23 protein-coding genes are annotated in these 22,776 nt (G+C 71.9%); 13 read left to right on the forward strand and 10 right to left on the reverse strand.

What is annotated here, in order from left to right:
* Positions 1 to 207: 207 nt before the first annotated feature.
* The 4 genes from AB0447_RS33165 to AB0447_RS33180 all read left to right on the forward strand — a co-directional run bounded on the left by AB0447_RS33165 (position 208) and on the right by AB0447_RS33180 (position 4,148).
* Positions 208 to 939, forward strand: a complete 732-nt coding sequence (locus tag AB0447_RS33165) for a ParA family protein (RefSeq protein WP_366480611.1) — start codon at positions 208 to 210, stop codon at positions 937 to 939.
* Complete coding sequence (locus tag AB0447_RS33170; protein ID WP_366480612.1) at positions 936 to 2,033, forward strand: ParB/RepB/Spo0J family partition protein; 1,098 nt, start codon at positions 936 to 938, stop codon at positions 2,031 to 2,033. The genes AB0447_RS33165 and AB0447_RS33170 overlap by 4 nt, the downstream gene beginning before the upstream one ends.
* A gap of 300 nt (positions 2,034 to 2,333) precedes the next feature.
* The gene (locus tag AB0447_RS33175; protein ID WP_366480613.1) at positions 2,334 to 2,867 is read left to right on the forward strand and encodes a GNAT family N-acetyltransferase; all 534 of its coding nucleotides are present in this window, start codon (positions 2,334 to 2,336) and stop codon (positions 2,865 to 2,867) included.
* 84 nt (positions 2,868 to 2,951) lie between these two features.
* Entirely contained in the window at positions 2,952 to 4,148 is a 1,197-nt protein-coding gene (locus tag AB0447_RS33180; protein WP_366480614.1) for an MFS transporter, read from the forward strand.
* Here AB0447_RS33180 and AB0447_RS33185 read toward each other — a convergent pair.
* From AB0447_RS33185 to AB0447_RS33200, 4 genes are all read right to left on the reverse strand, one after another.
* Positions 4,138 to 4,692: an XRE family transcriptional regulator gene (locus AB0447_RS33185; RefSeq protein WP_366480615.1), complete on the reverse strand. Its 555-nt coding sequence runs from the start codon at positions 4,690 to 4,692 to the stop codon at positions 4,138 to 4,140. The genes AB0447_RS33180 and AB0447_RS33185 overlap by 11 nt on opposite strands.
* A 9-nt stretch (positions 4,693 to 4,701) precedes the next feature.
* Complete coding sequence (locus tag AB0447_RS33190; RefSeq protein WP_366480616.1) at positions 4,702 to 6,951, reverse strand: helix-turn-helix transcriptional regulator; 2,250 nt, start codon at positions 6,949 to 6,951, stop codon at positions 4,702 to 4,704.
* A gap of 80 nt (positions 6,952 to 7,031) precedes the next feature.
* The gene (locus AB0447_RS33195) at positions 7,032 to 8,276 is read right to left on the reverse strand and encodes a serine hydrolase domain-containing protein (RefSeq protein ID WP_366480617.1); all 1,245 of its coding nucleotides are present in this window, start codon (positions 8,274 to 8,276) and stop codon (positions 7,032 to 7,034) included.
* A 13-nt stretch (positions 8,277 to 8,289) separates the two neighbouring features.
* Positions 8,290 to 8,961, reverse strand: coding sequence for a DUF4097 family beta strand repeat-containing protein (locus tag AB0447_RS33200; protein WP_366480618.1), 672 nt, complete (start codon positions 8,959 to 8,961; stop codon positions 8,290 to 8,292).
* A gap of 223 nt (positions 8,962 to 9,184) precedes the next feature.
* Here AB0447_RS33200 and AB0447_RS33205 point away from each other — a divergent pair, with 223 nt between their 5' ends.
* Positions 9,185 to 9,973 carry a helix-turn-helix domain-containing protein gene (locus AB0447_RS33205; RefSeq protein WP_366480619.1) on the forward strand — a complete coding sequence of 263 codons (789 nt, stop codon included), beginning with the start codon at positions 9,185 to 9,187 and terminating at the stop codon, positions 9,971 to 9,973.
* 86 nt (positions 9,974 to 10,059) lie between these two features.
* Here AB0447_RS33205 and AB0447_RS33210 read toward each other — a convergent pair whose 3' ends face one another.
* Positions 10,060 to 10,980 (reverse strand): ScbA/BarX family gamma-butyrolactone biosynthesis protein, encoded by a 921-nt coding sequence (locus tag AB0447_RS33210; protein ID WP_366480620.1) that lies wholly within the window; start codon positions 10,978 to 10,980, stop codon positions 10,060 to 10,062.
* A 408-nt stretch (positions 10,981 to 11,388) separates the two neighbouring features.
* Here AB0447_RS33210 and AB0447_RS33215 point away from each other — a divergent pair, with 408 nt between their 5' ends.
* Positions 11,389 to 12,210, forward strand: a complete 822-nt coding sequence (locus AB0447_RS33215; RefSeq protein WP_366480621.1) for an AfsR/SARP family transcriptional regulator — start codon at positions 11,389 to 11,391, stop codon at positions 12,208 to 12,210.
* Here the strand turns inward: AB0447_RS33215 and AB0447_RS33220 are convergent.
* Positions 12,207 to 12,602, reverse strand: coding sequence for a MerR family transcriptional regulator (locus AB0447_RS33220; RefSeq protein WP_366480623.1), 396 nt, complete (start codon positions 12,600 to 12,602; stop codon positions 12,207 to 12,209). The genes AB0447_RS33215 and AB0447_RS33220 overlap by 4 nt on opposite strands.
* Positions 12,603 to 12,799: 197 nt before the next feature.
* Between AB0447_RS33220 and AB0447_RS33225 the strand changes: the two genes are divergently transcribed.
* On the forward strand, positions 12,800 to 13,822 hold the full coding sequence (locus AB0447_RS33225; protein ID WP_366480640.1) for an alkene reductase: 1,023 nt from the start codon (positions 12,800 to 12,802) through the stop codon (positions 13,820 to 13,822).
* Positions 13,823 to 13,901: 79 nt separating this feature from the next.
* Here the strand turns inward: AB0447_RS33225 and AB0447_RS33230 are convergent, their stop codons facing one another.
* Complete coding sequence (locus AB0447_RS33230; RefSeq protein ID WP_366480624.1) at positions 13,902 to 14,453, reverse strand: flavoprotein; 552 nt, start codon at positions 14,451 to 14,453, stop codon at positions 13,902 to 13,904.
* A 59-nt stretch (positions 14,454 to 14,512) separates the two neighbouring features.
* Here AB0447_RS33230 and AB0447_RS33235 point away from each other — a divergent pair, with 59 nt between their 5' ends.
* From AB0447_RS33235 to AB0447_RS33255, 5 genes are all read left to right on the forward strand, one after another.
* Positions 14,513 to 14,974, forward strand: a complete 462-nt coding sequence (locus AB0447_RS33235; protein WP_366480625.1) for an SgcJ/EcaC family oxidoreductase — start codon at positions 14,513 to 14,515, stop codon at positions 14,972 to 14,974.
* Positions 14,975 to 15,045: 71 nt separating this feature from the next.
* Positions 15,046 to 15,927: a class I SAM-dependent methyltransferase gene (locus tag AB0447_RS33240; RefSeq protein ID WP_366480627.1), complete on the forward strand. Its 882-nt coding sequence runs from the start codon at positions 15,046 to 15,048 to the stop codon at positions 15,925 to 15,927.
* Between the two features lie 61 nt (positions 15,928 to 15,988).
* Complete coding sequence (locus AB0447_RS33245) at positions 15,989 to 17,674, forward strand: FAD-dependent oxidoreductase (protein WP_366480628.1); 1,686 nt, start codon at positions 15,989 to 15,991, stop codon at positions 17,672 to 17,674.
* Between the two features lie 47 nt (positions 17,675 to 17,721).
* Complete coding sequence (locus AB0447_RS33250) at positions 17,722 to 18,597, forward strand: NAD(P)H-binding protein (RefSeq protein WP_366480629.1); 876 nt, start codon at positions 17,722 to 17,724, stop codon at positions 18,595 to 18,597.
* Between the two features lie 72 nt (positions 18,598 to 18,669).
* Complete coding sequence (locus tag AB0447_RS33255; protein ID WP_366480631.1) at positions 18,670 to 19,122, forward strand: DUF4240 domain-containing protein; 453 nt, start codon at positions 18,670 to 18,672, stop codon at positions 19,120 to 19,122.
* Positions 19,123 to 19,140: 18 nt separating this feature from the next.
* Here the strand turns inward: AB0447_RS33255 and AB0447_RS33260 are convergent, their stop codons facing one another.
* Together AB0447_RS33260 and AB0447_RS33265 are read right to left on the reverse strand one after the other, a co-directional pair.
* Positions 19,141 to 20,847, reverse strand: a complete 1,707-nt coding sequence (locus AB0447_RS33260) for a VCBS repeat-containing protein (protein ID WP_366480633.1) — start codon at positions 20,845 to 20,847, stop codon at positions 19,141 to 19,143.
* A 95-nt stretch (positions 20,848 to 20,942) separates the two neighbouring features.
* The gene (locus AB0447_RS33265) at positions 20,943 to 21,419 is read right to left on the reverse strand and encodes a MarR family transcriptional regulator (RefSeq protein WP_366480635.1); all 477 of its coding nucleotides are present in this window, start codon (positions 21,417 to 21,419) and stop codon (positions 20,943 to 20,945) included.
* Between the two features lie 122 nt (positions 21,420 to 21,541).
* Between AB0447_RS33265 and AB0447_RS33270 the strand changes: the two genes are divergently transcribed.
* A complete protein-coding gene (locus AB0447_RS33270; protein ID WP_366480636.1) occupies positions 21,542 to 21,955 on the forward strand; it encodes an organic hydroperoxide resistance protein in 414 nt (137 codons plus the stop codon).
* Between the two features lie 246 nt (positions 21,956 to 22,201).
* On the opposite strand, the gene AB0447_RS33275 is transcribed toward AB0447_RS33270, so the two are convergent.
* Positions 22,202 to 22,606, reverse strand: a complete 405-nt coding sequence (locus AB0447_RS33275; RefSeq protein ID WP_366480637.1) for a hypothetical protein — start codon at positions 22,604 to 22,606, stop codon at positions 22,202 to 22,204.
* Positions 22,607 to 22,776: the final 170 nt, after the last annotated feature.

Here is a 22,776-nt window from a genome sequence, read left to right on the forward strand (position 1 = left end):
TTAAAACCGGGTTTTGGAAAACCGGCCCTCCCGCGGACGGTTCCGGGTCCGCGCGTCCCGCGGTTTCAAAACCGGGTTTTGAACTCCGGCTGGGATTCGCTGGTGTGCGATTCCGGCGCAACCCCGTGACGTGCAATGCTGTCCCGGTCCGCTAGTACCGGCCCTTGCGTGGCCGGGAAGCACACGGAACCTATGGAGCACCAACTCATGGCACGCATCACTGCCGTCATCAACCGCAAGGGCGGGGTCGGTAAATCGACCCTCACCGTCAATATCGCCGCCGTCGCGGCAGAGGTTCTCGGTGAAGCCCCCCAGGGAGAGCCCGACTACGTCGTCGCCGTCTCGAGCGACCCGCAGGGCTCCGCGACCTGGTGGTCGGAGCGGGTCGGGGACGACCTCCCCTTCTCCTTCATCCAGACCAAGTCCCGCAAGGACCTGGCCTACTTCCCCGACCTGAAGCGGACCCGCAAGGTCAAGCACGCCTTCATCGACACCCCCGGCTGGATGGACCTGCCGGAGGACGAGCTGGGCCGGGCCGGCGACCCGTTCGGGGACAGCGCGGCGGCCGACGCCATGCGCGCCGTGCTCGCCAACGCCGACGACCTCATCATCCCCGTCGAGCCGGAGCCGCTGGGCTTCATCCCGACCCAGACCACCATCGAAGAGGTCGTCAAGCCGCTCGGCCTGCCGTACTGGGTGGTCATCAACAACTGGGACCCGCGCGATGGCATCGCGGACCTGGAGGACACCCGCGCGTTCATCGAAGGCAGCGGCTGGAACCTCGCCAACACCGTCATCCGGCACTACAAGGTGCACGCCCGCGCGGCGGTGGAGGGCACGGTCGTCACCCGCTACAAGAAGAACCGGGTGGCCATGGAAGCCCGCGAGGACTTCTACAAGCTGGCGCTCGAGATCGGAGCGGGGGCCAAGCGCCGATGAGCAAGCGCACCAACTTCGCCAGCCTCATCGGGGAGAAGTCGGCCGCAGCGGCAGCGTCCGCCGAGCCGGAGGTGAAGGCCCCGCCGAACACCGCGCTGATGCACACCGTCGTCGGCAACCCCGGCAACCCGCGCCGGGAGGGCGAGTACAGCACCAGCGACCCGGGCTTCGAGGAACTGATGCTCACCCTCAAGGAGGTGGGCCAGCTCCAGCCGGTGGTGGTGGTTTCGCGGGACGTCTTCCTGCGGCTCAAGCCCGAGCACACCAAGGCGGTCGGCAGCGCGGACTGGGTCGTGGTGAACGGCAACCGCCGCTTCGCAGCCGCCCGTCAGCTCGGCTGGACCCGGATCGACATCAAGGTGCAGGACCACCTCGGTGACGGCAAGGGACTGCTCGACGAGGCCGTCATCATCGAGAACATCCACCGCAAGGCGATCGAGCCGTGCAAGGAAGCCGCCTTCCTGCAGGGGCTGGTGGAGAAGTACGGCTCCCAGGAGAAGGTCGCCTCCCGCATCGGCAAGTCGCAGATGTACGTCTCGCACCGGCTGTCCCTCCTGCGGCTCGCCCCCGAGCTGCAGCGGCGGGTGGATGCCGGGGTGTTCAAGCTGAAGGCGGCCCGCGAGCTGGCATCGCGTACGGCCGACCACGACGAGCAGCGGGCGCAGTTCACGGAACTGCAGCGCCAGTCGGAGCTTCCGAAGACCAAGCCGGCTGCCGCAACCCCGGCTCCGGCTCCGGTCGCAACGCCGGCTCCGGCGCCGGCTCCGGCTCCGGTAGCAACTTCGGCTCCGGCTCCGTCCGCTGCTCCGGCCCCGGTTGCCGAGCCGGTGCCCGAGCCCGTGGCCCCGGTTGCCGAGCCGGTCTCGGCTCCGGTGGTCAAGCCCCGCAGCGAGGTTCCGGTGCCGCCGGTCGCCCTGCCCTTCGCCGGGGGAGTGGCGGCCGAGCCGGGACAGGACGCCGTGCCCGTACTGCCGTTGCTGACCGCGTTGCTGGAGGCGGTCGATCGGCCCGAGGATCTGGTCCGGGGACTCCGGGAGCTGACGGACGATGCGTACCGGCAGCGCCTGGCCGAACTCCTGCTGGAGCAGCCGTAATCGGTGTAACCAGCATGCAGTTCAAAACCGGGTTTTGAAAAACGGAAGCGGCCCGCCACCCCGGCGGGCCGCTTCTGCCGGTTTTTGGGCCGGCGTCAGGGGGTGAAAACCGCTGTGTGCTCACCTGAGGGCCTCGTAGCGGCCCGGAGGTCCGATCTCATGGGGGAGTGGCCGTTCGGCCCTCCAGGGGCCCTTTCTGACGGTCGCTTTTCTCCCGGTTCAACCGAAAAGTGCGGCCAGGCCCTCCAGGGGCAGCAGTCCGCCCTGGCCACGGCAGGCGGCGGGAGCGATCATGGCGGCATGAATGATCATCTACACGCCGTGCCCTCGAGCGCGGTCCGGCTCGAGCGGTACACGAAGGCCGAGCAGAGCGAGATCCTCGGCGACGGCGACGACCCCTTCGGCGTCGCCGACGCCGGATTGACGTGGCTGCCCAAGGAAGAGCACTTCGGCATCCGGCACGAGGGCCGTCTCGTCGCGCACACCGGTCTGCTGCTCCTGCCCGTATCCATCGGCGGGCTCGACACGCAGGTGGTGGGTGTCGGCGGGGTGGCCGTCGCATCCGACCTGCGGGGGCGCGGACTGGCCCGGGCGGTCGTCACGGCGGCCCTGGACCACGCACGGACGATGGGGCCGCAGCACGGACTGCTCTTCTGCCGGCCGCCCCTCGTCCCCCTGTACCGGCGGCTCGGATGGCACCTGCTCGACCGGGACGTCCAGGTCGAACAACCCACAGGACCCGTGGTCATGCCCCTGCAGACCATGTGGACACCCCTGCACGACGGCGCGAGTTGGCCCGAGGGCGAGGTTCGGCTGCGCTCGCTCCCCATGTGATCGATCCGTCCGTCGGAGCCGGCGGCGCGCCGGGTGCGCCGCGTCGGACCGGTCCGGGCAGTGCGCGGGGTTACCGTCGGCGGCATGGACGGTGATCGGCGAGGGTGGCGGCAGTGTCTGCTCAGCGGGGCGGTGTTCGCCGTGTGCATGGCCGGCACCACGCTGCCGACCCCCCTCTACAGCCTCTACCAGGAGAAGTTCGGGTTCTCCGAGCTGATGGTGACCGTCGTGTACGCCGTCTACGCCTTCGGGGTCATCGGCGTACTGCTGCTCGCGGGCAACGCCTCGGACATCGTCGGCAGGCGGCCCATGCTGCTCGCCGGCCTGGGCTTCGCCGCGGCCAGCGCTGTCTGCTTCCTGTGCGCGACCGGGCTGGGCTGGCTGTATGCGGGGCGGCTGCTGTCGGGCCTGTCCGCTGGCCTGTTCACCGGGGCCGCCACGGCGTACGTCATGGAGCTGGCCCCGTACGGAGGGGCCTCCCGGGCCACGTTCGTGGCGACGGCCGCCAACATGGGCGGCCTGGGCTGCGGCCCGCTGCTCGCCGGGCTGCTCGCGCAGTACGCCCCCTGGCCGCTGTACCTGCCGTTCACCGTGCACCTCGTGCTGGTGGCCGGCTCGGCCGTCGTCCTGCTGCGGCTCGCGGAGACCGTGGGGGAGCGGCGGCCGCTGAGCACCGTACGGCCGCAACGCCCCGCCCTGCCCCCGCAGGTGCGCGCGGTGTTCGGGCCCGCGGCGATCGCCTCGTTCGTGGGGTTCGCCCTGTTCGGGGTGTTCACCTCGGTCAGCCCGGCGTTCCTCGCCCAGTCCCTGGGCGTGCACAACCACGCCGTGAGCGGCCTGGTCGTCGCGCTGGCCTTCTTCGCCTCGACCGCCGGCCAGCTGGCGGTCGGCCGGGTCGGGGTGGGCCGCTCGCTGCCGCTGGGCTGCGCCGGGCTCCTCGCCGGGCTGGCGCTGCTCGCGGGCGCACTGCGGTGGGACCTGCTGCCGCTGGTGGTGCTGAGCGCACTCGTCGGCGGCATCGGACAGGGGCTGGCGTTCCGCGGGGCGCTGTCCGCGGTGGCCGCGGCGTCTCCCGCGGACCGGCGGGCGGCGGTGATCTCGACGCTGTTCGTGGTGGCGTACGCGGGCATCTCGGTGCCGGTGATCGGTGTGGGAGTGCTGTCGGGTCCGATCGGACTGGAGGGCGCGGGCCTGGTGTTCATCGCCTGCATGGCCGTCCTGGTCTCGACGGCGGCCGTCTACCTGCTCCGCAGGCCGGTACGGACCGGGCCTAGAAGTTGAAGTCCACGTAGTCGATGTCGGTGAACTCCACCAGGAGCCCCTGCGCCCGGGTGCCGTGGTCCTTGAAGTAGATCTCCTGCAGCCCTTCGGCGGCGATCTGCCGCAGCCGGTCCTCGGCGGCGCCGGCCTCCTGGGCGGCGAACAGGCGTTCCGCGTACTCCGGCGGCAGGTGCTGGGTGATGCGGCGCATCCGGCCGTCGTCGGTGCTGCCGGGCGCGGCGGTGAAACCGAACCGGGCCCGGGTCTCGATGACGAGGCCGGTGGTACGGGCGGCCTTGGCGCGGGCCCGCTTGCGGACCAGGGGCTGCCAGCGGCGCCGGACCTCGGATTCGAGGCGGGCCGCGAGTGCCGGTTTGGGCTGCTTGATCTGGTCCTTCACGTACCGCTCGACGGTGCGCTGGGAGATGGAGAGGAGAGCGGCCACCTCCCGGGTCGACTTGAGCTGCCGGACGAGGAAACGCATCTGGGCGCCCGCCGACTTGGGGATGGGCCGGGTGAAGTTCTGTTCGTCGGCGCGGGTGAGGCCGTCGCTGATCTCGGGCATGGGGGGTGGCTACTCTCCGTCGACCGCGGCGTCATGGCCCTTGATGTGGCGGGCGGGGTTGTGGCCTTCGTCGAGCATCCGGACGGCCCAGAGCAGCGACTGGGTGCCTTCGTGCTTGACCATGCCGGGGCTGACACCGAGGCGGAAGCCGCCGGGGAGCGGCTTGCCCTCCGGGGTGCGGGGCAGGAAGTCGAGCGGGCCGGGGCCGTCGGACAGGTAGACGGCGCAGTCGGAGAGCACCGCGATGGGGTACAGGCCGGCCGCGGTGGCGAGCTTGTTCATCTTGCGGTGCATGTTCACGCGGGCGGTGGAGATGACGGCGGCGCGGATGTCGGGCCGCCAGGTGGGGCGTTCCAGGGCGGGCCAGGGTTCGCCCGGACGGTAGTTGGCGCCCTGCGGGCGTTCGCGGAGCTTGCCGATGCCGCCCTTGACGGTGGACTTGATAGCGGAGAGGACGGCGGTCCGGAGCGGGTCGTGCTGTTTGTGGACCGCCATGGCCTTCAGGAACTCGGCGTCCGAGAGGGTGGTGGTCACGCCGAGGTCGGCCATGGTGGCCAGGTAGGCGTCGCGGAGCCGGGTGTACCAGCGGTCGAGGTAGTTGCCGTTCTCGGGGCGGACCCAGGCTTCGGTGGGGGAGACCTCGAAGCCGAGCTCGCGGGCGTAGGCGAGGGTGGGCGTCGCGTACCAGGCCGGGCCGGCGGGCGGCCGGCCGTGGGAGGTGAAGGGGCTGGGCAGGCGCGGGTCGAGGGGCAGGGCGGAGAGGTCGGCCAGCCAGCTGCCGGGCAGCTTGGGGTCGAAGACGGGTTCCTTCGTGTGGGTGGCGGGGCCGGTGCCGACGAGGAGGCGGTTGGCCGCGGCCGCGAAGGCCATGTTGACGTCGATGCCGACGGCGTGGGTACGGGCGCACTCGGCGTCGGTGAGGAGCTCGGGGTCGCGGATCCAGTCGTACGCCTCCTCGTCGAGGACCTCGTCGGGGGTGCGCTGGTGGGAGCGGGGGTAGAGGGCGGCGACCACCGGGTGTTCGTCGGGGGCCTCCGGGGGAGCGGGGTCCACGGCCCGGGTGAGGGAGCCCGGTACGGTCGCCGACACCCAGGCGCCGGTGTCGGGGTCCTTGGCGGCGCGGGTCGGCGGACGCAGCGAGGTCATCAGCTCGAGTCCGGTGACGGCGGTGGAGCCGCGCGGGGTCAGCACCCGGGTGGCGTACGTGGTGAGCAGCTCGGCGAGCTCCGGTGCGGGGAGGTCGCCGGTCTCCTCGCCCCAGGCGCGGGGATCGAGGGCGCCCCAGGGGAGGACGGCGAGTTGGACGCACTGGCGGCCGGTGGTGGCACTGGCAGGCCGGTAGATACGGGCCCACGGGCCGAAGCCGCGGCGGGTCAGCTTCCACTTGGCTTTGGTGAGCTGCTTGACGACCGGGTGGTTCTCCGGCAGCCGGAGGCCGCGGCGGTCCTCGAGGACGAGGGGGAGGCCGAGGGCTTCGGTGGCGGCGGGGGTGAGGACGAGCAGGGGGTCGCCGTCCCGGCCGTTGGGGTGGAGGCGCGGGGAGCGCAGGTCGGCTTCGCCGAGGGCCCAGGTGAGCAGGGCGGGGAGGTCGTCGGCGGGGTGGCGGAGCAGCACCCCGCCGGCGGCGTGTGCGTACCCGGCCCCGTCGAGCACGGCGAGCGGCCCGTTTCCGTCGACCGCCGGCCGGGCCACCTTGACGGGCGCCTTGACGGCCACCTTGACGGCGGCCTTCACGGCCCCGGCCGGGGGAGCGGCGCGGTGCGGCTGCCGAGCCGAGGCCGAAGCGGCCGCGGGCTGCGCTACGGCATGCGCTACGGCGGGCGGTGGCGACGGCGGGGCTTCGGGCGCGGGCCCGGCGACGGGCCCGGGCGCGGCCACGGGCGCGGTCGGCCCCTCCGGTGCGGCGGGGGCAGCCGGCGCCGGCACCGGCGCAGGTGCGGTCGGTGCCACGGGCGTGGGCGGGGGCGTGGGGTCGGACGCGGGTGTGGGCGTGGGTGTGGCGGGGTGGAGGTCCGAGAGGCCGTCCAGGAGGCGGAGGTAGGCCGCGCGCTTCGGGGGGCGGGGTTCGGTGCGGCCGGTTTCCCACGAGGTCACCGTTTCCCGGCGCACCGACAGGGCCCTGGCGATCTGCTCCTGGCTGAGCCCCGCCGCCTCGCGCAGCCGCTTCCGCTCGTCCGGATGCGGCAGCGCGTCCTTGCCCGCCGTTTCCGCGAGCAGCGCGTCGACCGCTGCGAAAAGGGTGTCTTGTTCGTTGTGCATGCGGACCTCCGAGGCGCAGCCTAGATCAAACGCACCGCAGAACGCACACGGAACACACGTCCCGGCCGGGGCGGCCCCGTCTACCGAGCCGGCTCGGCCTTCTCGGCCGCCCCCTGACCATCGCAGAACACCTCCTTCAAGAGCTTCCCCAGTGCTTTCGGGAACTCCTGCGCCGGGTCGATCGCGGCGTCCCCGGCGGTGATCGAGGCGGTCAGGGTCTTGCTGCCGTCGGGCGAGCTGTACATCAGCGCCCCGTAGCCCCCCGGAGGGCTGCCGTTGTGCTGGAAGACGGTGCCGCCGCAGTTCGGGCCCAGGTCCTGAGCGAACAGCCCGAGGCCGTAGCCGAGCTTCCCGTGCGGCGTGCGCATCTCGGCCAGCAGCGGCGCCGGCAGGAGCTTCCCGCCCATCAGCGCGGAGATGAACGTGCGGAGATCCTGGGTGGTCGAGATGATGTCACCGGCGCCGGCCAGCAGGGAGAGGTTCTGGCGGGTGACGTCGATCGTCTTCCACTGGCCGGCGTCGTCCTGGTAGCGGTAGTAACCGTGGGCGTGCGGCCCGGGGATCTGCGTCCGGCTACCCGGCACCACGGTGCCCCTCAGCTTGAGCGGCCGCAGGATCCGCCGCTGCATCTCCTCGGCGTAGGAGCGGCCGGTGACCTCCTCGATCAGCAGCAAGGCCAGCGTGTAGTTGGTGTTGGAGTAGTTCTGGTCCGTCCCCGGCGCGAACCGCGCCGGCTTGGACAACGCCAGCCGTACCAGCTCCTGCGGCCGGTAGGAGCGGAACCGGTTGTCCACCCACTCCTTGCCCGTGGCCGGGATCCCCGGCACGACCGTCCCGTCGTCGTAGTACTCGCCGGTGTAGTTGAACAGCCCGCTGGTGTGCTGCAGCAGCATCCGCACCGTGATCCGCCGGTCCAGCCCGAGCCGGGGCAGGTAGCCGGCCACCGGGGCGTCCAGCCCGATCCTGCCCTCGGCCACCAGCTGCAACACCACGGTCGCGGTGAAGGTTTTGGCGACGCTGCCCGCCCAGAACCCGCCGTTCGTCGACGGCTTCGCGCTCTCGCCCAGCTTGCGCACCCCGGCGCTGCCGACCCACTCGCCCCGCTGGTCGTGCACGCGCAGCTGCACCCCGGCGAAACCGGAATCGACGAACCCCTGGATGGCCTTCTGCAGCTCCGGTCGGTCCTGCCCGGCAGCGGTCTGCGGCGCGGCCCTGCCGTCAGGGGCGGCCACCGCGGGTGCGGCCGCCCCGGCCAGCAGCGCGGCTGCCAGCGCCGTGACTCCCACCCGCCGTAAGACCCGCGTACGCATCGTGTCGATGTTCATGAGGGGTGCTCCTTTACAGGCTGCGGGCGGCGATGTTGCCGTAGGACGTGGTCGCGTGGATGTTCAGGCCGGTGGCGGCGCCCTCGGTGTTCAGGAGCGCGTTGTGGATCCGGCCGTAGGCGGTGCCGGCGTCCAGGGAGGCGGAGACTCCGCGGGCGGCGCCGACCGAGATCTCGCCGTGCTCGGTGCGCAGGGCGACCGTGCCGCGCACGGCCTCGGCGATGCGGAGGTCGCCCTTCTGGGTGCTGATCTCCGCGGGGCCGCCCAGGCGGCCGACCGAGATGTCTCCGGCGAGGAGGGTGAGGCGGGCGCTGTCGGTCTCGTCGAGCTTGACCGAGCCGTGCGCACCTTCGAAGGCGACGTCGCCGAGCCGTCCGACGCCTCGGAGTTCGGAGGTGGCCGTCTTGGCCTCGACGCGGGAGCCGGCGGGCAGCTGGACGGTCACCTCGACGGATCCGGAGTTGCCGAGGATCCGGTTCTCCGCCGGGGCGGCCGCGATCCGCAGGACGCCGTCGGCGTATTCGACCGTGGTCTGCTCCGCCGCCTTCACGTCGCGTCCCTTCGAGGCGTCCGCGGGCAGGACCTCGACCGTGGTGTCGGCCCGGTCGGCGGCGATGAACCGGATGCGTCCCGCGGGGATGTCGAGGACGGCGGCGACCGGGGCGGGGGTGTTGAACTTCTGCATTGTGCTCTCCTGTGACTCGTTGTTTCCGACGATGGAAAAGCTACGTTGCTTTCCAATCGTCGGCAACATCTTCGTTGCACCGGATCGGCATCAATACAGGTCAAGGCCATAGAATCGTTGCAACGGATCCAGATTCAATGCAACGATGGACGTCCTGTTCGTTGCAATGGATTGGGGGTGAACGCTATAGTGGGGGCACCCAAGGAGCATGAAGGGGGTCACGATGCCCGGAGGCAGACTCACCCAGCAGGAACGCCGGCAGATCGCGCTGGGCCTGGCCGACAACCTCGCCTACGCGGAGATCGCCAGACGCCTCGACCGTCCGACCTCGACGATCACGCGTGAGGTCATGCGGAACGGCGGCCCCACCGCCTACCGCGCCGACCTGGCCCACCGCGCCACCGAACGCCGCACCCACCGGCGCAGGCAGGCCGCGCCCCGGGGGCCGGAGACGCCCGCGCAGGCCCATGGGCGCGACGCCGAGGCCGTGCGCGAGTACGAGGAGACGTTCACCACCGTCCTCATGCAATCGGGCCTGCCCAAGATGATGTCCCGGGTGCTGACCTGCCTCTACACCACCGACGCGGGCAGCCTCACCGCATCCGAACTCGCCCAGCGCCTCCAGGTCAGCCCGGCGTCCATCTCCAAAGCGGTCACGTTCCTCGAAGGCCGGGACCTCATCCGCCGGGAACGCGAGGAAGGCCGCCGCGACCGCTACGTCGTCGACGACGAGCTCTGGTACCAGGCGATGCTCGCCAGCGCCCGGGCCAACGCCCTGCTCGTCGAGACCGTCCGGCAGGGCGTCGCCGTCCTCGGCCCCGACACCCCGGCCGCCACCCGCCTCGAGGGCATCGCCCGCTTCGTCGACTTCGTCGGCGAGAGCATCACCCGCGCCGCGGAGCAGGCCCGCGAGATCCTCTACACGAAACCCGAAACGACCCCCTCCCCGCCGGCACCCTCCCCCCAGGCCCCCCTCCCGTCCGGACATGACGGTCAGCCGTCCGCGGACTAGCGGTATCCAGCGGTATCCAGCGGTATCCAGCGGTCGCCAGCGGTATCAAGCCAAAAAAGACCAGCCGACCAGTACGTTCCGGCGGGTCAGCCGGACCCCGTCACCGTCGAGGCGAAGACCGTACGGCCGTGCTGGCGGCCGGTGACCGCGACCCGGCCCGGCGCCGGCACGACGGCCTCGATCCAGCAGGGAGCGTCCAGTTCGACGTGCCGGTGGAAGTCGGTGGCCAGCGCCGACACCGTGAATGCTCCGGGCGGGTGGAGCCCGCAGGCGGCCTGCCGGGCGGCCTCGACGAGCACCAGGGCCGGGTGGTGGTCGTGGACCTGGTCGAACAGGATCGGGTGCCGGAGATCGGGGCTGAGCAGCCACCTGCCCGGCCGGTCCGCGCGGTCGGCGGGGGCGAGCACCACGTCGAACGGCAGCATCCGGCCCACCGAAGCCGCGGCGATCGGCGTCCGGCGCTGCGGCGGCCGCCCCGGCCCGCTGTTCTCCCGCCGCCGCCCACCCGGTCCGTGGGCCTCCCGGCCCCCGCGTACGCCGGGCGTGCCGGGCCCGCCGCGCAGCAGCCGGTAGGTGGCCGGCGCGACCCAGGTGATGCGGGCGGTGCCGTCCGCGATCTGCTCGCCGCCCCGGTGGATGCGCACCTCCAGGGAGGCGGAGAACCGGTTTCCGGTCCAGCGCGGGTCCGGGCACACGGCGGTGATGCCGAGTTCGCTCGGCCCGCTCCCGATCAGCAGCTGCTCGGGCCGGGACCGGAAGTCGAGCCGGTGGAACAGCACATGGTGGTCGAGCGGGACCCCGTACGCGGCATGGCACAGGTAGAGGACGATCTGCCGGACGGTCTCGCCGGCCTGGACGACGTCGTGGCTGGTGCCGTCGGGGCTCATGAAGAAGGTGTGGGCGCGGGGCCACTGTCCCCGGACGGAGAAGACGTCGTCCCCGATCCGCTCGCAGCCCGTCAGGAACACCTCCGCGAGAGATCTGCGGTGGACGAACTCCCGCGGCACCGTGGTCGTGAGTCCGGTTGATCCGGTTAATCCGTTACCCCGGAATTCATGATTCCGTATTGTTTTTGTGCTCATGGAACTCTCCCTCTGGGCCGTTCCTGCGGGCGGGCGGACGGGATGGGTTGCACATGCGACATCGCAAGATACGTACTCACCGGTTTTATTCGCAAGGGTCGCGTCACGGGCCGTGCCGCTCCAGGGGGATTCCATGGGGAATCCATCGGCATTCGGGCCGGGCGAGGTATTTCCGGCGGGAAATTACGGACGTGTGATCGGGAATCGGGAACCTTTTTCGTGGCGGACTCGAAGAGGGCTCAAGAATTTGGTGACATTGCCCAGGGGACCGCTACCGTGCCTCCGTCGAAGGCTGAAATACGAGGGGAATTTCGACGACCTACGGAGGAGACCGTGAAGATTCAGGTTCTGGGTCCGTTGAGTGCCGAGGTGAACGGTGGCTCGATTGTTCCGACGGCGCGGAAGCCCCGACAGGTGTTGACGCTGCTGGCGTTGTATCCGGGTCGGGTGATGCCGGTGCCGACCCTGATGGAGGAGATCTGGGGTACCGAGTTGCCGCAGAGTGCGCTGACCACGCTGCAGACGTACATCCTGCAGTTGCGGCGGCGGCTGGGCACCGCCATGGGGCCGGGGGCGCCGGGCGCGGCCAAGGAGGTCCTGGCCACGCGGCACGGCGGCTATCTGCTGCAGATCCCGCCGCAGAGCGTGGACGTGCACGCCTATGAATCCCTGGTCTCCCAGGGGCAGGCGGCATTCGAGGCGGGCGACGACGAGCGGGCGGCCGGCCTGCTGCGGAATGCCCTCGGCTTATGGGAGGGGCCGGCACTGGTCGACGTACGGGTGGGGCCGATTCTGGAGATCGAGGTCATGCGGCTGGAAGAGAGCCGCCTGGTCACCGTGGAGCGGCGGATCGACGTCGACCTGCGGCTGGGCCGGCACACCGAACTCCTGGCCGAACTGACCGAGCTGATAGCCCGCCACCCCCAGCACGAGGGACTGCACTCGCAAGCCATGGTCGCCCTCTACCGCTCCGGCAGACAGGCCACTGCGCTCGACGTCTACCGGCGCCTGCGCACCCGTCTCATCGAAGAACTCGGAGTCGAACCCTCGCCCCAGCTCCAGCGCCTGCACCAGGCGATGCTCGCCGTCGACCCGGCCCTTGACATCACCGCCGGGCCCAAGCGCGGCTCCACCTTCGACCTCTACGCCGCCTAGGGGGCCGCCGCCGCCGGCGCAGGGGCCGGCGAGGCGCGGCCCGCCGCTGCGGCGATGACCTCGTCGAGGACCTCGCGGGAGCGGAGCAGGTCGGTGATCATCCGGTCGAGGCGCTCGCGTTCGGTGGTGAGCTCGGAGACGAGGCGCGGGGTGGCCCGCGCGGTCGGGCCCCCGTCGGTGTCCCGCATGCAGGGCAGGATCTGCGCGATCTTCGCGCTGTTCAGCCCGGCCGCGTACAGCTCCTGGATCCGGATCACCCGGTCGACCGCCCGGTCGGTGTAGTCGCGGTGGCCTCCCCGGGTGCGGTCCGAGGCCAGCAGGCCCTGCTTCTCGTAGTAGCGCAGCGACCGCTCGCTGACTCCCGTACGCGCTGCCAGCTCTCCGATGCGCATGCCGCTCGCTCCGCCCCACCGAATCGACTCGACGACTTGAACCTGCCACTGATGTCAGCTTTTACGGTACCGGCATGACGAACTCCCAGCAGGTCTCCCAGCGGTTTTCGCAGCAGGCCTCCCCGCAAGTCTCCCGCGCATCCCGCCTCTTCGAACCCGCCCGTCTCGGCGGCCTGGAGCTCCCCAACCGCCTATTGATGGCGCCGCTGACCCGCAACCGTGCCGGCGCCGACGGCGTCCCGGGACAGCTGATGGAGACGTACTACACGCAGCGTGCCTCGGCCGGCCTGATCATCGCCGAGGCAACCACCCCGAACGCCGTGGGCCAGACCTACCCCCGCATCCCCGCCATCCACAGCGCCGCGCAGATCGCCGGCTGGCGACGCGTCACCGACGCGGTGCACGCCGCCGGCGGCCGGATGTTCCTGCAGCTGCAGCACGGCGGCCGGGTCGGCCACCCCGACACCAGCGGGCACGTCCCGCTCGCACCCTCCCCGGTTCGGTTCCCGGAGCCGCTGCACACGCCGAGCGGGCTCCAGGAGACCGTCGTACCCCGCGAGATGACGGCCGAGGACATCCGGTCCACCATCGCCGATTTCGCCACCGCCGCCCGCAACGCCGTCGAGGCCGGCTTCGCCGGGGTCGAGGTGCACTCGGCCAACGGCCACCTGCTGCACCAGTTCCTGGCGAAGAACACCAACCGGCGCACCGACGAGTGGGGCGGCCCGGCGGCCCACCGGATCCGGTTCACGGCCGAGGTGGTCAAGGCCGTCGCCGAGGCCATCGGCCCGGAGCGGGTCGGCGTACGGATCTCCCCCGGAGCGACCGTCAACGGCGTCGAGGAGGGGGACACCGAGGACATCTACCCCGCGCTCGTCGAGGCCCTGGCGGAGATCGCCCCCGCCTATCTCCACCTCGTCCACGCCGACCCGGACCAGCCCCTCTTCCAGGAGATCCGCAAGGCCTGGCCGAGCACCCTGGTCGCCAACCCGATGCTGTCCCGCGAAGAGGCCGCGGGCGACGGCGGCCGGCTCAAGGGCGAGCGGCTGCTGACCGAGGGCGCCGACCTGGTCGCGCTGGGCCGCGGCTTCCTCGCCAACCCCGACTTCGTGGAGCGGCTGCGCACGGGTGCACCGCTGAACGAGATCCGCCCCGAGTTCCTGATGCACGTGCACACCGCCGAGGGCTACACCGACTACCCGGCCCTGGACGGGGCATGAGGGCGACCGGCCGGGCCCGCCCGGCCGCACCCCGCCCCGCCCGGCCGCACCCCAGGCATCCGGCCGCTGCGCGACCGGGTCAGCTCCGTCCCGCCCCCGCTGCGGCCCGGCCGACCGCGTCCAGCGCCAGGTCCCACGGGAAGTGGCCGGGGTCGTCGGTGCCGGGCTCGCCCGGGGTGTGGCCCGTGTCGCCGTGGAGCACCTCGACGCCCGCCGCCCGGAGCGTGGCCAGGCTCTGCTCGAACTGCGGGTGCCGGGCGAGCGCCGCGTTGGTGCAGGGCATGGCGACCGTCGGGGTGCCCTTGCCCAGGGCCTCCGCGGCCACTCCGGCCACGAACCGGTCGGTGAGGCCGAGCGCCCAGGCGTTGACCGAGTTGAAGGTGGCGGGCGCGCAGAGCAGCGCGTCGGCCGCGGGCCAGACATCCGGCTCACCGGGGAACTTGTACTGCCAGCGCACGGGGTGGCCGGTCAGCGCGGCCAGCCCGTCGAGGCTGCCCGCCAGCCAGTGCGCCGCCGTCGGGGTCAGGCCGAGGCAGACGTCCCAGCCGCGGGACTGGGCGTTCTCGATCACCCGGGCCACGTCGAAGACGGGCGGGGCGGCGGAGCAGCACAGATAAAGAGTGTTTGTCATATCAGCATGTGATCTTATGGCTTGACCTCAAGGGGGCTTGAGGTCGCACTGTGGTCCCCATGACCACACCGAGCGCACACCACGCAACCGGCACCGGCACCGGCACCGACATCGATACCGGCATCGATACCGGTACCGACGGGGACATCGAGGCCATCACCCGGGTGGTTGCCGCCGTCGAGGCCTCGCAGCAGGCCAAGGACCCCGACGCCTTCCTCGCGCTGTTCCACCCCGATGCCCTGTGGACCACCGCCCACGGCAAGATCCTCATCGGCCTGGACGCCATCTCGGAGTTCACCCGCAAGGTCCTTCCGGCCGCCTCCTGGGACGGCACCGTCAGCTACCGGGTCACCCACGTGCAGTTCCTGCGCCCCGACGTGGCCGCGGTCAAGGTCAGCCAGGTCTACCGAACTCCGGACGGCGAAGGCGACGAGGGTGTCCCGCTGTACGTGATGACCAAGCAGGAGGACGGCCGCTGGCTGCTGACCGCCTGCCAGAACACCCAGGTGCACAAGGGCTAGCAGACGTCCCGCCGACCGGGCCGGGAGGAAAGCGTTGGCCCGCCCGGCCGGGTGATCGTTAGGCTCCGAGGATGCATCAGGCCGAGTTCCGCGATCCCCGCCTCGTGGCCGTCTACGACGCGGAGTTCGGGTGGGCGCGCGACGACGCGTACTTCCTCGCCGCCGTCGGCGAGACCCCCGGTTCGAGGGTCCTGGACCTGGGCTGCGGCACCGGCCGGCTGACCCTCGCCCTGGCAGCCGCCGGCCACCCGGTGACCGGCGTCGACCCCGCGCGGGCCTCCCTCGACGCCGCCCGCACCAGGCCCGGTGCCGCACGGGTGACCTGGGTGCACGGCACCTCCCGGGTGCTCCCCGACGCCTCCTTCGACACCGCCGTCATGACCGGCCACGTCGCCCAGCTGTTCGTCGCGGACGAGGCCTGGGCACGCACCCTCGACGACCTGCGGCGCGCGCTGGTGCCGGGCGGCCGGCTGCTGTTCGACACCCGCGACCCGGCGGACCGCAGGTGGGAACGGTGGAACCCGGTCGACTCGTACCGGCGCATCGCGCAGGCGGACGGCCGTACCGTCACCGCCTGGACCGAGGTCACCGACGTCACGGACATGACGGACGCGGCGGACGGGACGGACGGGACGGGCGTGAGGGACGCGGTGGACGCGGTGGACGCGGCGGAGAGTGCGTCGCGGGAGGCGGGTTCCCGGTCCGGTGGAGCCGCCTGCGGCACGGTCGTCGCCTTCACCCACCACTGCCGCCTCCCCGACGGCGAAAGAATGCGCAGCAGCGCAACGCTCCGCTTCCGCACCGAAGCCGAACTCCGGTCCTCGCTGCGCGTGGCCGGCTTCGCGGTCGAGCGAATACACGGCGGATGGAACGGCGAACCCGTCGGCGCCGGCGACGGCGAGCTCCTGGTGACCGCACGAGCCGAGCCCGGTGATTCCTCCAGCCCTTCTTGAGCCGGTCCGCCGAGGCTGAAATCCGGCCAGTCCGACCAGGTCCGGCCTCGGGAGGTGTCCCATGCCGCGTCATGACCCCGTACAGGTGCTGGTCGTCGGCGCCGGGCCGGCCGGTCTCACCGCCGCGCACGAACTGGCCCGCCGGGGTGTCCGGGTACGGCTGGTCGATGCCGCGGCCGGGCCCGATCCGGGCAGCCGGGCCGTCTCCGTACACCCGCGCACCCTGGAGCTCTTCGACCAGATGGGCGTGGTCGGGCCGCTGCTGGAACACGGCCGGGAGATCCGCTCGTTCACCGTGCACGCGGCCGGACACCGGCTGCTCCGCCTGGACGCCGGCCACGCCACCGCAGCTGCCCCGGCCCTCTTCCCGTACCCGCTCGTCATCGGGCAGGCACACACCGAGGCCCTGCTCCGCGCGGCTGTCCGGCGGCTCGGGGTGCGGATCGAGTGGGGGGTCCGGCTGACCGGACTCGCCCAGGACGAGGACGAGGACGAGGCCGGTGTGCGGGCCCACCTCACGCACCCCGACGGGCGCGCCGAGACGCTCACCGTCCCCTGGCTGATCGGCTGCGACGGCCGCCACAGCACCGTCCGCAAGCGCCTGCAGCTTCCGCTGACCGGGGAATCCGCCGAGACCTGGGAACTCGCCGACGCACCGGTCGAGTACGTCGGCGACAGCGACAGCGACGGCGGCGACGGTCGTGGAGGCGGCGACAGCGACGGTGACAGCAGTGACGGTGCCGGTGCCCGCGGCCTGCCGCGGGACACCGTCTCCTGGGTGTACAGCGGAAGCCGGGTCCTCGTCCTCGTCCCCTACGCCCGCGAAGGCCACTGGCGGCTGCTCTCCCCCGCCCCCGCTCCGGGCGCCGACGCCGACCCGAGGCCCGTCGCCGAACGCTTCGCCGCGCACCTGTCGGCCGGACTCGGCCGCGCCGTCCGGGTCGGCACGCCCGAATGGACCGCCGTGTTCGCCTTCCGCCAGCGGATGGTCTCCCGTATGCGGGAGGGCCGTTGCTTCCTCGCGGGCGACGCCGCGCACGTGCACAGCCCGCTCTCCGGCCAGGGCATGAACACCGGCATCCAGGAGGCCTTCAACCTCGCCTGGAAGCTGGCGGCGGTCGTGGCCGGCCGGGCCGACCCGGCACTGCTGGACACGTACGAGGAGGAACGCCTCCCGCTCGGGCGCGCCATGCTCGACGCCACCGGCAGCAAGGGCGTCTCCCTGCTGCGCCTCGCCCTCCCCGTCGACCTGCCCCTCGGGGCGTGCCGGAACCCGCCCGACGGCAGCTACCCGGACAGCTCGCTCAGCACCGGCGCCCATGCGGCCGGACTGCCCGCCGGATCCCGCGCGGCCACCGCGGCGGCCCGCCACCCGGGCGACCCCGGGACGGCGGCGCTGCGCGCGGAACTGCGCGAGGTCCGCTGGTCGTTGCTGTACGTACCGGAGGGCACCGGCGAAGCCCTGGCGACGGCCGCGGACGCCGCCCGGCGGCATGCCGCATGGCTGTCGGTACGGACGGTCGGCGCGGCCCTGCCCCCGACGTGCCCGGGTCCGCTGCCCGACCCCGCGGGCCGGCTGCGGGACGCGCTCGGCCTGCCGGCGGGCGGCTGGCTGCTCATCCGCCCGGACGGCCATGTGTCGGGCGGCGGCGCCGAACTGACCGAGAGCAGCCTCACGGCGGCGCTGGCGCCGCTGCACCTGATCCCGCCCCCGAGCCGGGGTGTGGACGCTCGCGTATGCGCGTGAGCGTCAGCGCTATGTTCCGTCTCACGGAACTCGCCTTCACTGGACCCATGACAAACACCGAGCACCAGCAGAACGTCCAGACCACCCCCCAGACCGCCGCCCAGACCACCCCCCACACCGCCGCCCTCGTGATCGGCGGAACCGGCAAGACCGGCCGCCGCGTCGCCGAGAAGCTCACCGCCCAGGGCCACCCGGTCCGGATCGGATCCCGCAGCGGCGCACCGGCCTTCGACTGGAACGAGCCCGCCACTTGGGCCCCCGCCCTCGAGGGCGTCGACCGGGTGTACGTCACCTACCACCCCGACCTGGCCTTCCCCGGGGCCGCCGAACAGGTCGGCGCCTTCTCCCGGCTCGCCGTGGAGTCGGGCGCGCGCCGCCTGGTGCTGCTGTCCGGACGGGGCGAGGAGGCGGCCGCCGTCGCCGAGTCGAACCTGAAGGCCTCGGGCGCCGACTGGACCATCGTGCGGGCGGCGTGGTTCAACCAGAACTTCGACGAGAGCTTCTTCCTGGAGCCGGTCCTGGCGGGCGAGATCGCACTGCCCACCGCGGGCGCGGTCGAAGCCTTCGTCGACGCGGACGACATCGCCGACGTCGTCGTCGCCGCACTCACCGACGACCGCCACATCGGCAAGGTCTACGAACTCTCCGGCCCGCGCCTGCTCAGCTTCGCCGAGGTCGCCGCCGAACTCTCCAAGGCCACCGGGCGCGAGATCGCGTACGTCTCCGTCACCAACGAGGAGTACCGGGCGGTGCTGCGGGAGAACGGCCTCCCGGAGGAGTTCGCCGACCTGTTCACGATGATCCTGGACGGGCGCAACGCGCACCTGGCCCACGGCGTCGAGGAGGCCCTCGGCCGCGCGCCGCGGGACTTCTCCGACTACGCCCGCGAGGCCGCCGCCACCGGCGTCTGGAACGTGGCCTGAAACGGACGCAGGCGGACGGGCACCTGGCACGACCGGGATCTCCGTGTCAGTACCGTCCGTCATGCTGCGGACATGGACGAGAACGCCTTCTGGGAACTGCTCGAGGACTGCCGCCCCGCCGGGCCCGACCCGGATGCCGATCTCCTCGCGGAGGCCCTCTCCGTGAGCCTGTCCGCAGGCCCCCTGCACCGGGTGGTCGCCTTCGCGGAGAAGCTGTCCTGGCTGCTGTACCGCCTCGACCGGCGCGAGTACGGGCGGGGCCTGTCGGGGGACCAGTTCCTCTACACCCGCTGCGCGGTGGTGGCCGCCGGCCGCGCGGTCTACGAGTCCGTACTGGACGATCCGGCCGAGTTCGTGCCGTACGCCGAAGGCCTGGTCTGGGCAGAGGGCCTCCTCTACGTCCCGGACCAGGCGTACGAACACCTCACCGGCGAGCAATGGCCCCGGGCCACGCGCTACTCGTACGAGTCCTTCACCAACCGCGAGGGCTGGGCAGGCGCCTGGCTCGGCGGCAGCGGCCTCTGACCGCGCGGCGCGCGCAGCCTACTTGGCCGGGTCGAAGCCCTTCACGCTCGGGTGCGGGGACGCGGTCCCGGTGCCGGGGAACGTACGGAAGACACCGGCCCGGTCGAGGGACCACAGGTCCGGGATCCCGTCGCCGGTGAGGTCTCCACCCGAGCCCACCCGCTGGTGCGCGGCGGGGGCGAACGTGCCCAGCACCGTGCCCCGAGCCGGGTCGGTGAAGGCGGAGAAGTCGGGTGCCGCCGGAGTGCCCTTGACGGAGAAGGCGCGAAGGCTGCCGTCGGCCTGAGAACGGGCCCACAGGGTCGGAAGGTCTGTGCCCTGGGCGCGGCCGGGGGTGATCAGGTCGTAGCCGTTCCAGCGGGTGTTGGCCCCGCACAGCAGGATCGCCCCGTCCAGCTGGTCGATGTCGTCGGCGGCAGCGAGCCAAAGGCGCCCGTTCTCGACGAACAGCAACGAGCCCCGCTCGAGTACGCCGTTGTTCGCAGAATCGCGCGTCGGGGAGCCGAAGGCCGCGATCCGAGTGACCTTGGACCAGTCGCTGCCGTAGCCGTACTGCGCACAGGTGATGGCCTTCAAGGCTGAGTCCCGGCAGGTGGTCGGCTTGCGTACGACGCTGGGGCCCTCATCGGTGAAGTGGCCGGAGCCGTCATTCCCGTACACGTAGAGGTTCGGGCTTTCCGGCGCGTGGCCGAGCAGGTCGTCGATGTTCTTGTAGCCGAGGCTGCCGCGGTGGGTGTACTGGACCCCGGCCCAGCCGGCCGGTTCGCCGTCGGGGGCGGCCGAGGCGCCGGCGTTGGCCTTGCCCTTCGGGTCGGCGCCGCGCTTGCGGAGGTTGCCGGCCGCGTCGGGCAGCAGAACGTCCGCCTTGCCATCGCCGTCGATGTCGCCGAACACGGGTCGGACGGCCGCGGGCGGGGCGTAGTACGTGTAAGTGACGGGCTGCGACAGGTTCCCCGCGTTGTCCATCGTCTGCAGGTAGACCCCGTGGGTGCCCCAGGTGCCGGGCTTGACCTTGATGTTCAGCGATCCGTCGGTCAGCCGGACGACCCGGGAGTTGGTCGCCTCGTCGGCGCAGCGCCAGCCGACGGATGCGACCTCCGAGGGATTCGTGCCCCAGCGCGCGCAGGCGACGTCCGAGCCGAGGTCGCTGCCGCGGAGGGTGAAGGTGCCTGTCTGACCGGCCGTCTTGGACGGTGTGCCGCCGCTGCCGGACTCGGGGAAGTCGGTGGAGCTGACCGAGGCGGTGGGCGGAGTCCGGTCCACCCGGAAGTAGCACCAGGAGGTGTACGGGCTGGTGAGCGTGCCGTCCGAGGCGCGGGCCCGCCAGGCGTACTGCTTGCCCTCGGCCAGCTGGTCCGGCCGGTAGGTCATACGGGCATCCCCGGACGTGATGGCGGGTGCCGTCCTGTTGGTGCGCTTGCCGCCGTACGTCGTGTCCCAGAGCTGGAATGTGGTTTTCAGCGGCTTGCCGGCAGGGGACTTGACGGCGGCGATGAAGCTGACGTTGCCGGTGCCGACCCAGCCGGGCTCCGAGTCCGGGTCCGTCCAGCAGGCGGAGTATCTGCCGTCGCCTGCGAAGCCGGGGGCGGGGCTGGTCCGGGGTGCCGAAACCTTCGGTCCGGCGGGAGCCGCTGCGGCGGACGAGGCAGGCGCGGAGAGCAGCCCCAGGCCGAGGGCTGCGGCGGCTGCCGCTGCTGTCGGTATGAGGTGCCGAACAGACTTCACGTAGGTGTTTCCCCCCTCTTGGCTGCGGCACGGGTGTACCGCAATGCGCCAGAAGAAGTACCACGGCGTGCCGACACCCGCGCCGGGTCCCTTGGTCAGAGGCCGGATTCGGTTGCTGCGTCGAGGGCTGTGGTGAGGCGGTCCAGGCGGGACTGGAGGTCGCGGATCTCGGCGAGTTCGAAGCCGGTGGCGGTCGCGATGCGGCGGGGGATCGCGGCGGCCTGGCTGCGCAGGGCGGTGCCCGCCTCCGTGAGGTGGGCGTGGACGGAGCGCTCGTCCTCGGCGCTGCGTTCGCGCCGGATCAGGCCGGTCGCCTCCAGCCGCTTGAGGAGCGGGGAGAGCGTGCCCGAGTCGAGCCGGAGGTGGTGGCCGAGCTGCTTGACCGGCATCTCGCCGTGCTCCCAGAGGACCAGCATCACCAGGTACTGGGGGTAGGTGAGGCCGAGGTCCTTGAGGACGATCCGGTAGAGGCCGCCGAAGGCGCGGGTCGCGGCGTTCAGGGAGAAGCAGATCTGGCCGTCGAGGCGCAGGAAGTCCTGGTCGGCGGGGGTGGCGGTCGGCTGCTCGGTCATGGGGACAGTCTAGCGCGGAATCGCTGTGGGCGATTGAGTTGTGCACAACTGAATTGTGTGTCATCTTTGTGGTCGAGGCGGCCCCACCGGGGCGCCGGACACGACCCCCGAGAGGACCTCCGATGGACGCGCTGTACACCGCTGTCGCCACCGCCAACGGCCGTGAGGGCCGCGCCGTCAGCTCCGACGGTCAGATCGACCTCGCGCTGGCGATGCCGCCGGCCCTCGGCGGCAACGGCCAGGGCACCAACCCCGAGCAGCTCTTCGCGGCCGGCTACGCGGCCTGCTTCGCCAGTGCGCTCGGGCTGGTCGGCCGCCAGGCCAAGGTCGACACCGGCGATGTCTCGGTGACCGCCGAGGCCTCCATCGGCAAGGACGTGGACGGCGGATTCGGCCTGGCCGTCACGCTGCGCATCGAGCTCCCGGAGGCGCTGGCCGGCGAGACGGGTGCGCTGCTGGTGAAGCAGGCGCACGAGGTCTGCCCCTACTCCCGCGCCACCCGCGGCAACATCCCCGTCGAGCTCGTCATCGAGTAACCACCGGGCAGCCGCCCGCATACGACGAGCGCCTGTCCCCGCGGATTTCGCAGGGGCAGGCGCTCGTGTCATCGGTGTCGCGGCCGCGGGTCACCGCATCGATCCCGGCTTGGGGAGCGGGCGGGGGCGGGCGACCTGGGGGCGGAAGGTCTGGTGCTTCTTGCCGGTGGGCTGGAATCGCAAACTGTCTCCTTTGAAGTACTTCTCTTGAAGTGGTCTGAAGGTAGTACTCCATCCGCAGTGGTGTCAATCATTTTCGTCGTGCAGTTTTTGCGGGAGCTCCTTCAGCAGCTCGGCGAGGTGCAGGGCCATCACGGCGATCTCGATGCTCCCGCCGTCCCCTTCGCACCGCACGATCCGCGAACCGGGGTTGATGGCCATCCCCTCCCGCACGGAGGGCGCCCTCACCTCGGTGTACGCGAGCCCGGGCAGCGGTACGACCGCCCTGCGGGCCGGCTCCCACCACAGCCCGCCCGCGTCACCGCCCACCCGCCCGGCCCGCCACCGCCCCTGCCCGGCGGGACTCCGCACCATGCAGGGAATCCCGCCCACGGGCCCGGCGGCCACCCGCTCCAGATGCTTACGACGCAGGAGCCAGCCGACCCCGCCTGCGGAGGTTGCGAGGATTGCGAGGATTGCGTAGTCGTTCACGGGGGTCACTGTCGCATGGGGGTGTGGGGCGCACGGCGCGGGCCTGCTCCTTTGCCCCCTGTTCGGGGGCGGGGTGGGGCGGGGGTGTGCCACCCACCCCTGGGGGCTTCGCCCGGACGGAAGCCAGAGGCTGGGTGGGGTTGGTGGGTTGCGGGGTTTTGCTTGGGCGG

Source organism: Streptomyces sp. NPDC051211, from assembly GCF_040689505.1.
Lineage (GTDB): Bacteria > Actinomycetota > Actinomycetes > Streptomycetales > Streptomycetaceae > Streptomyces.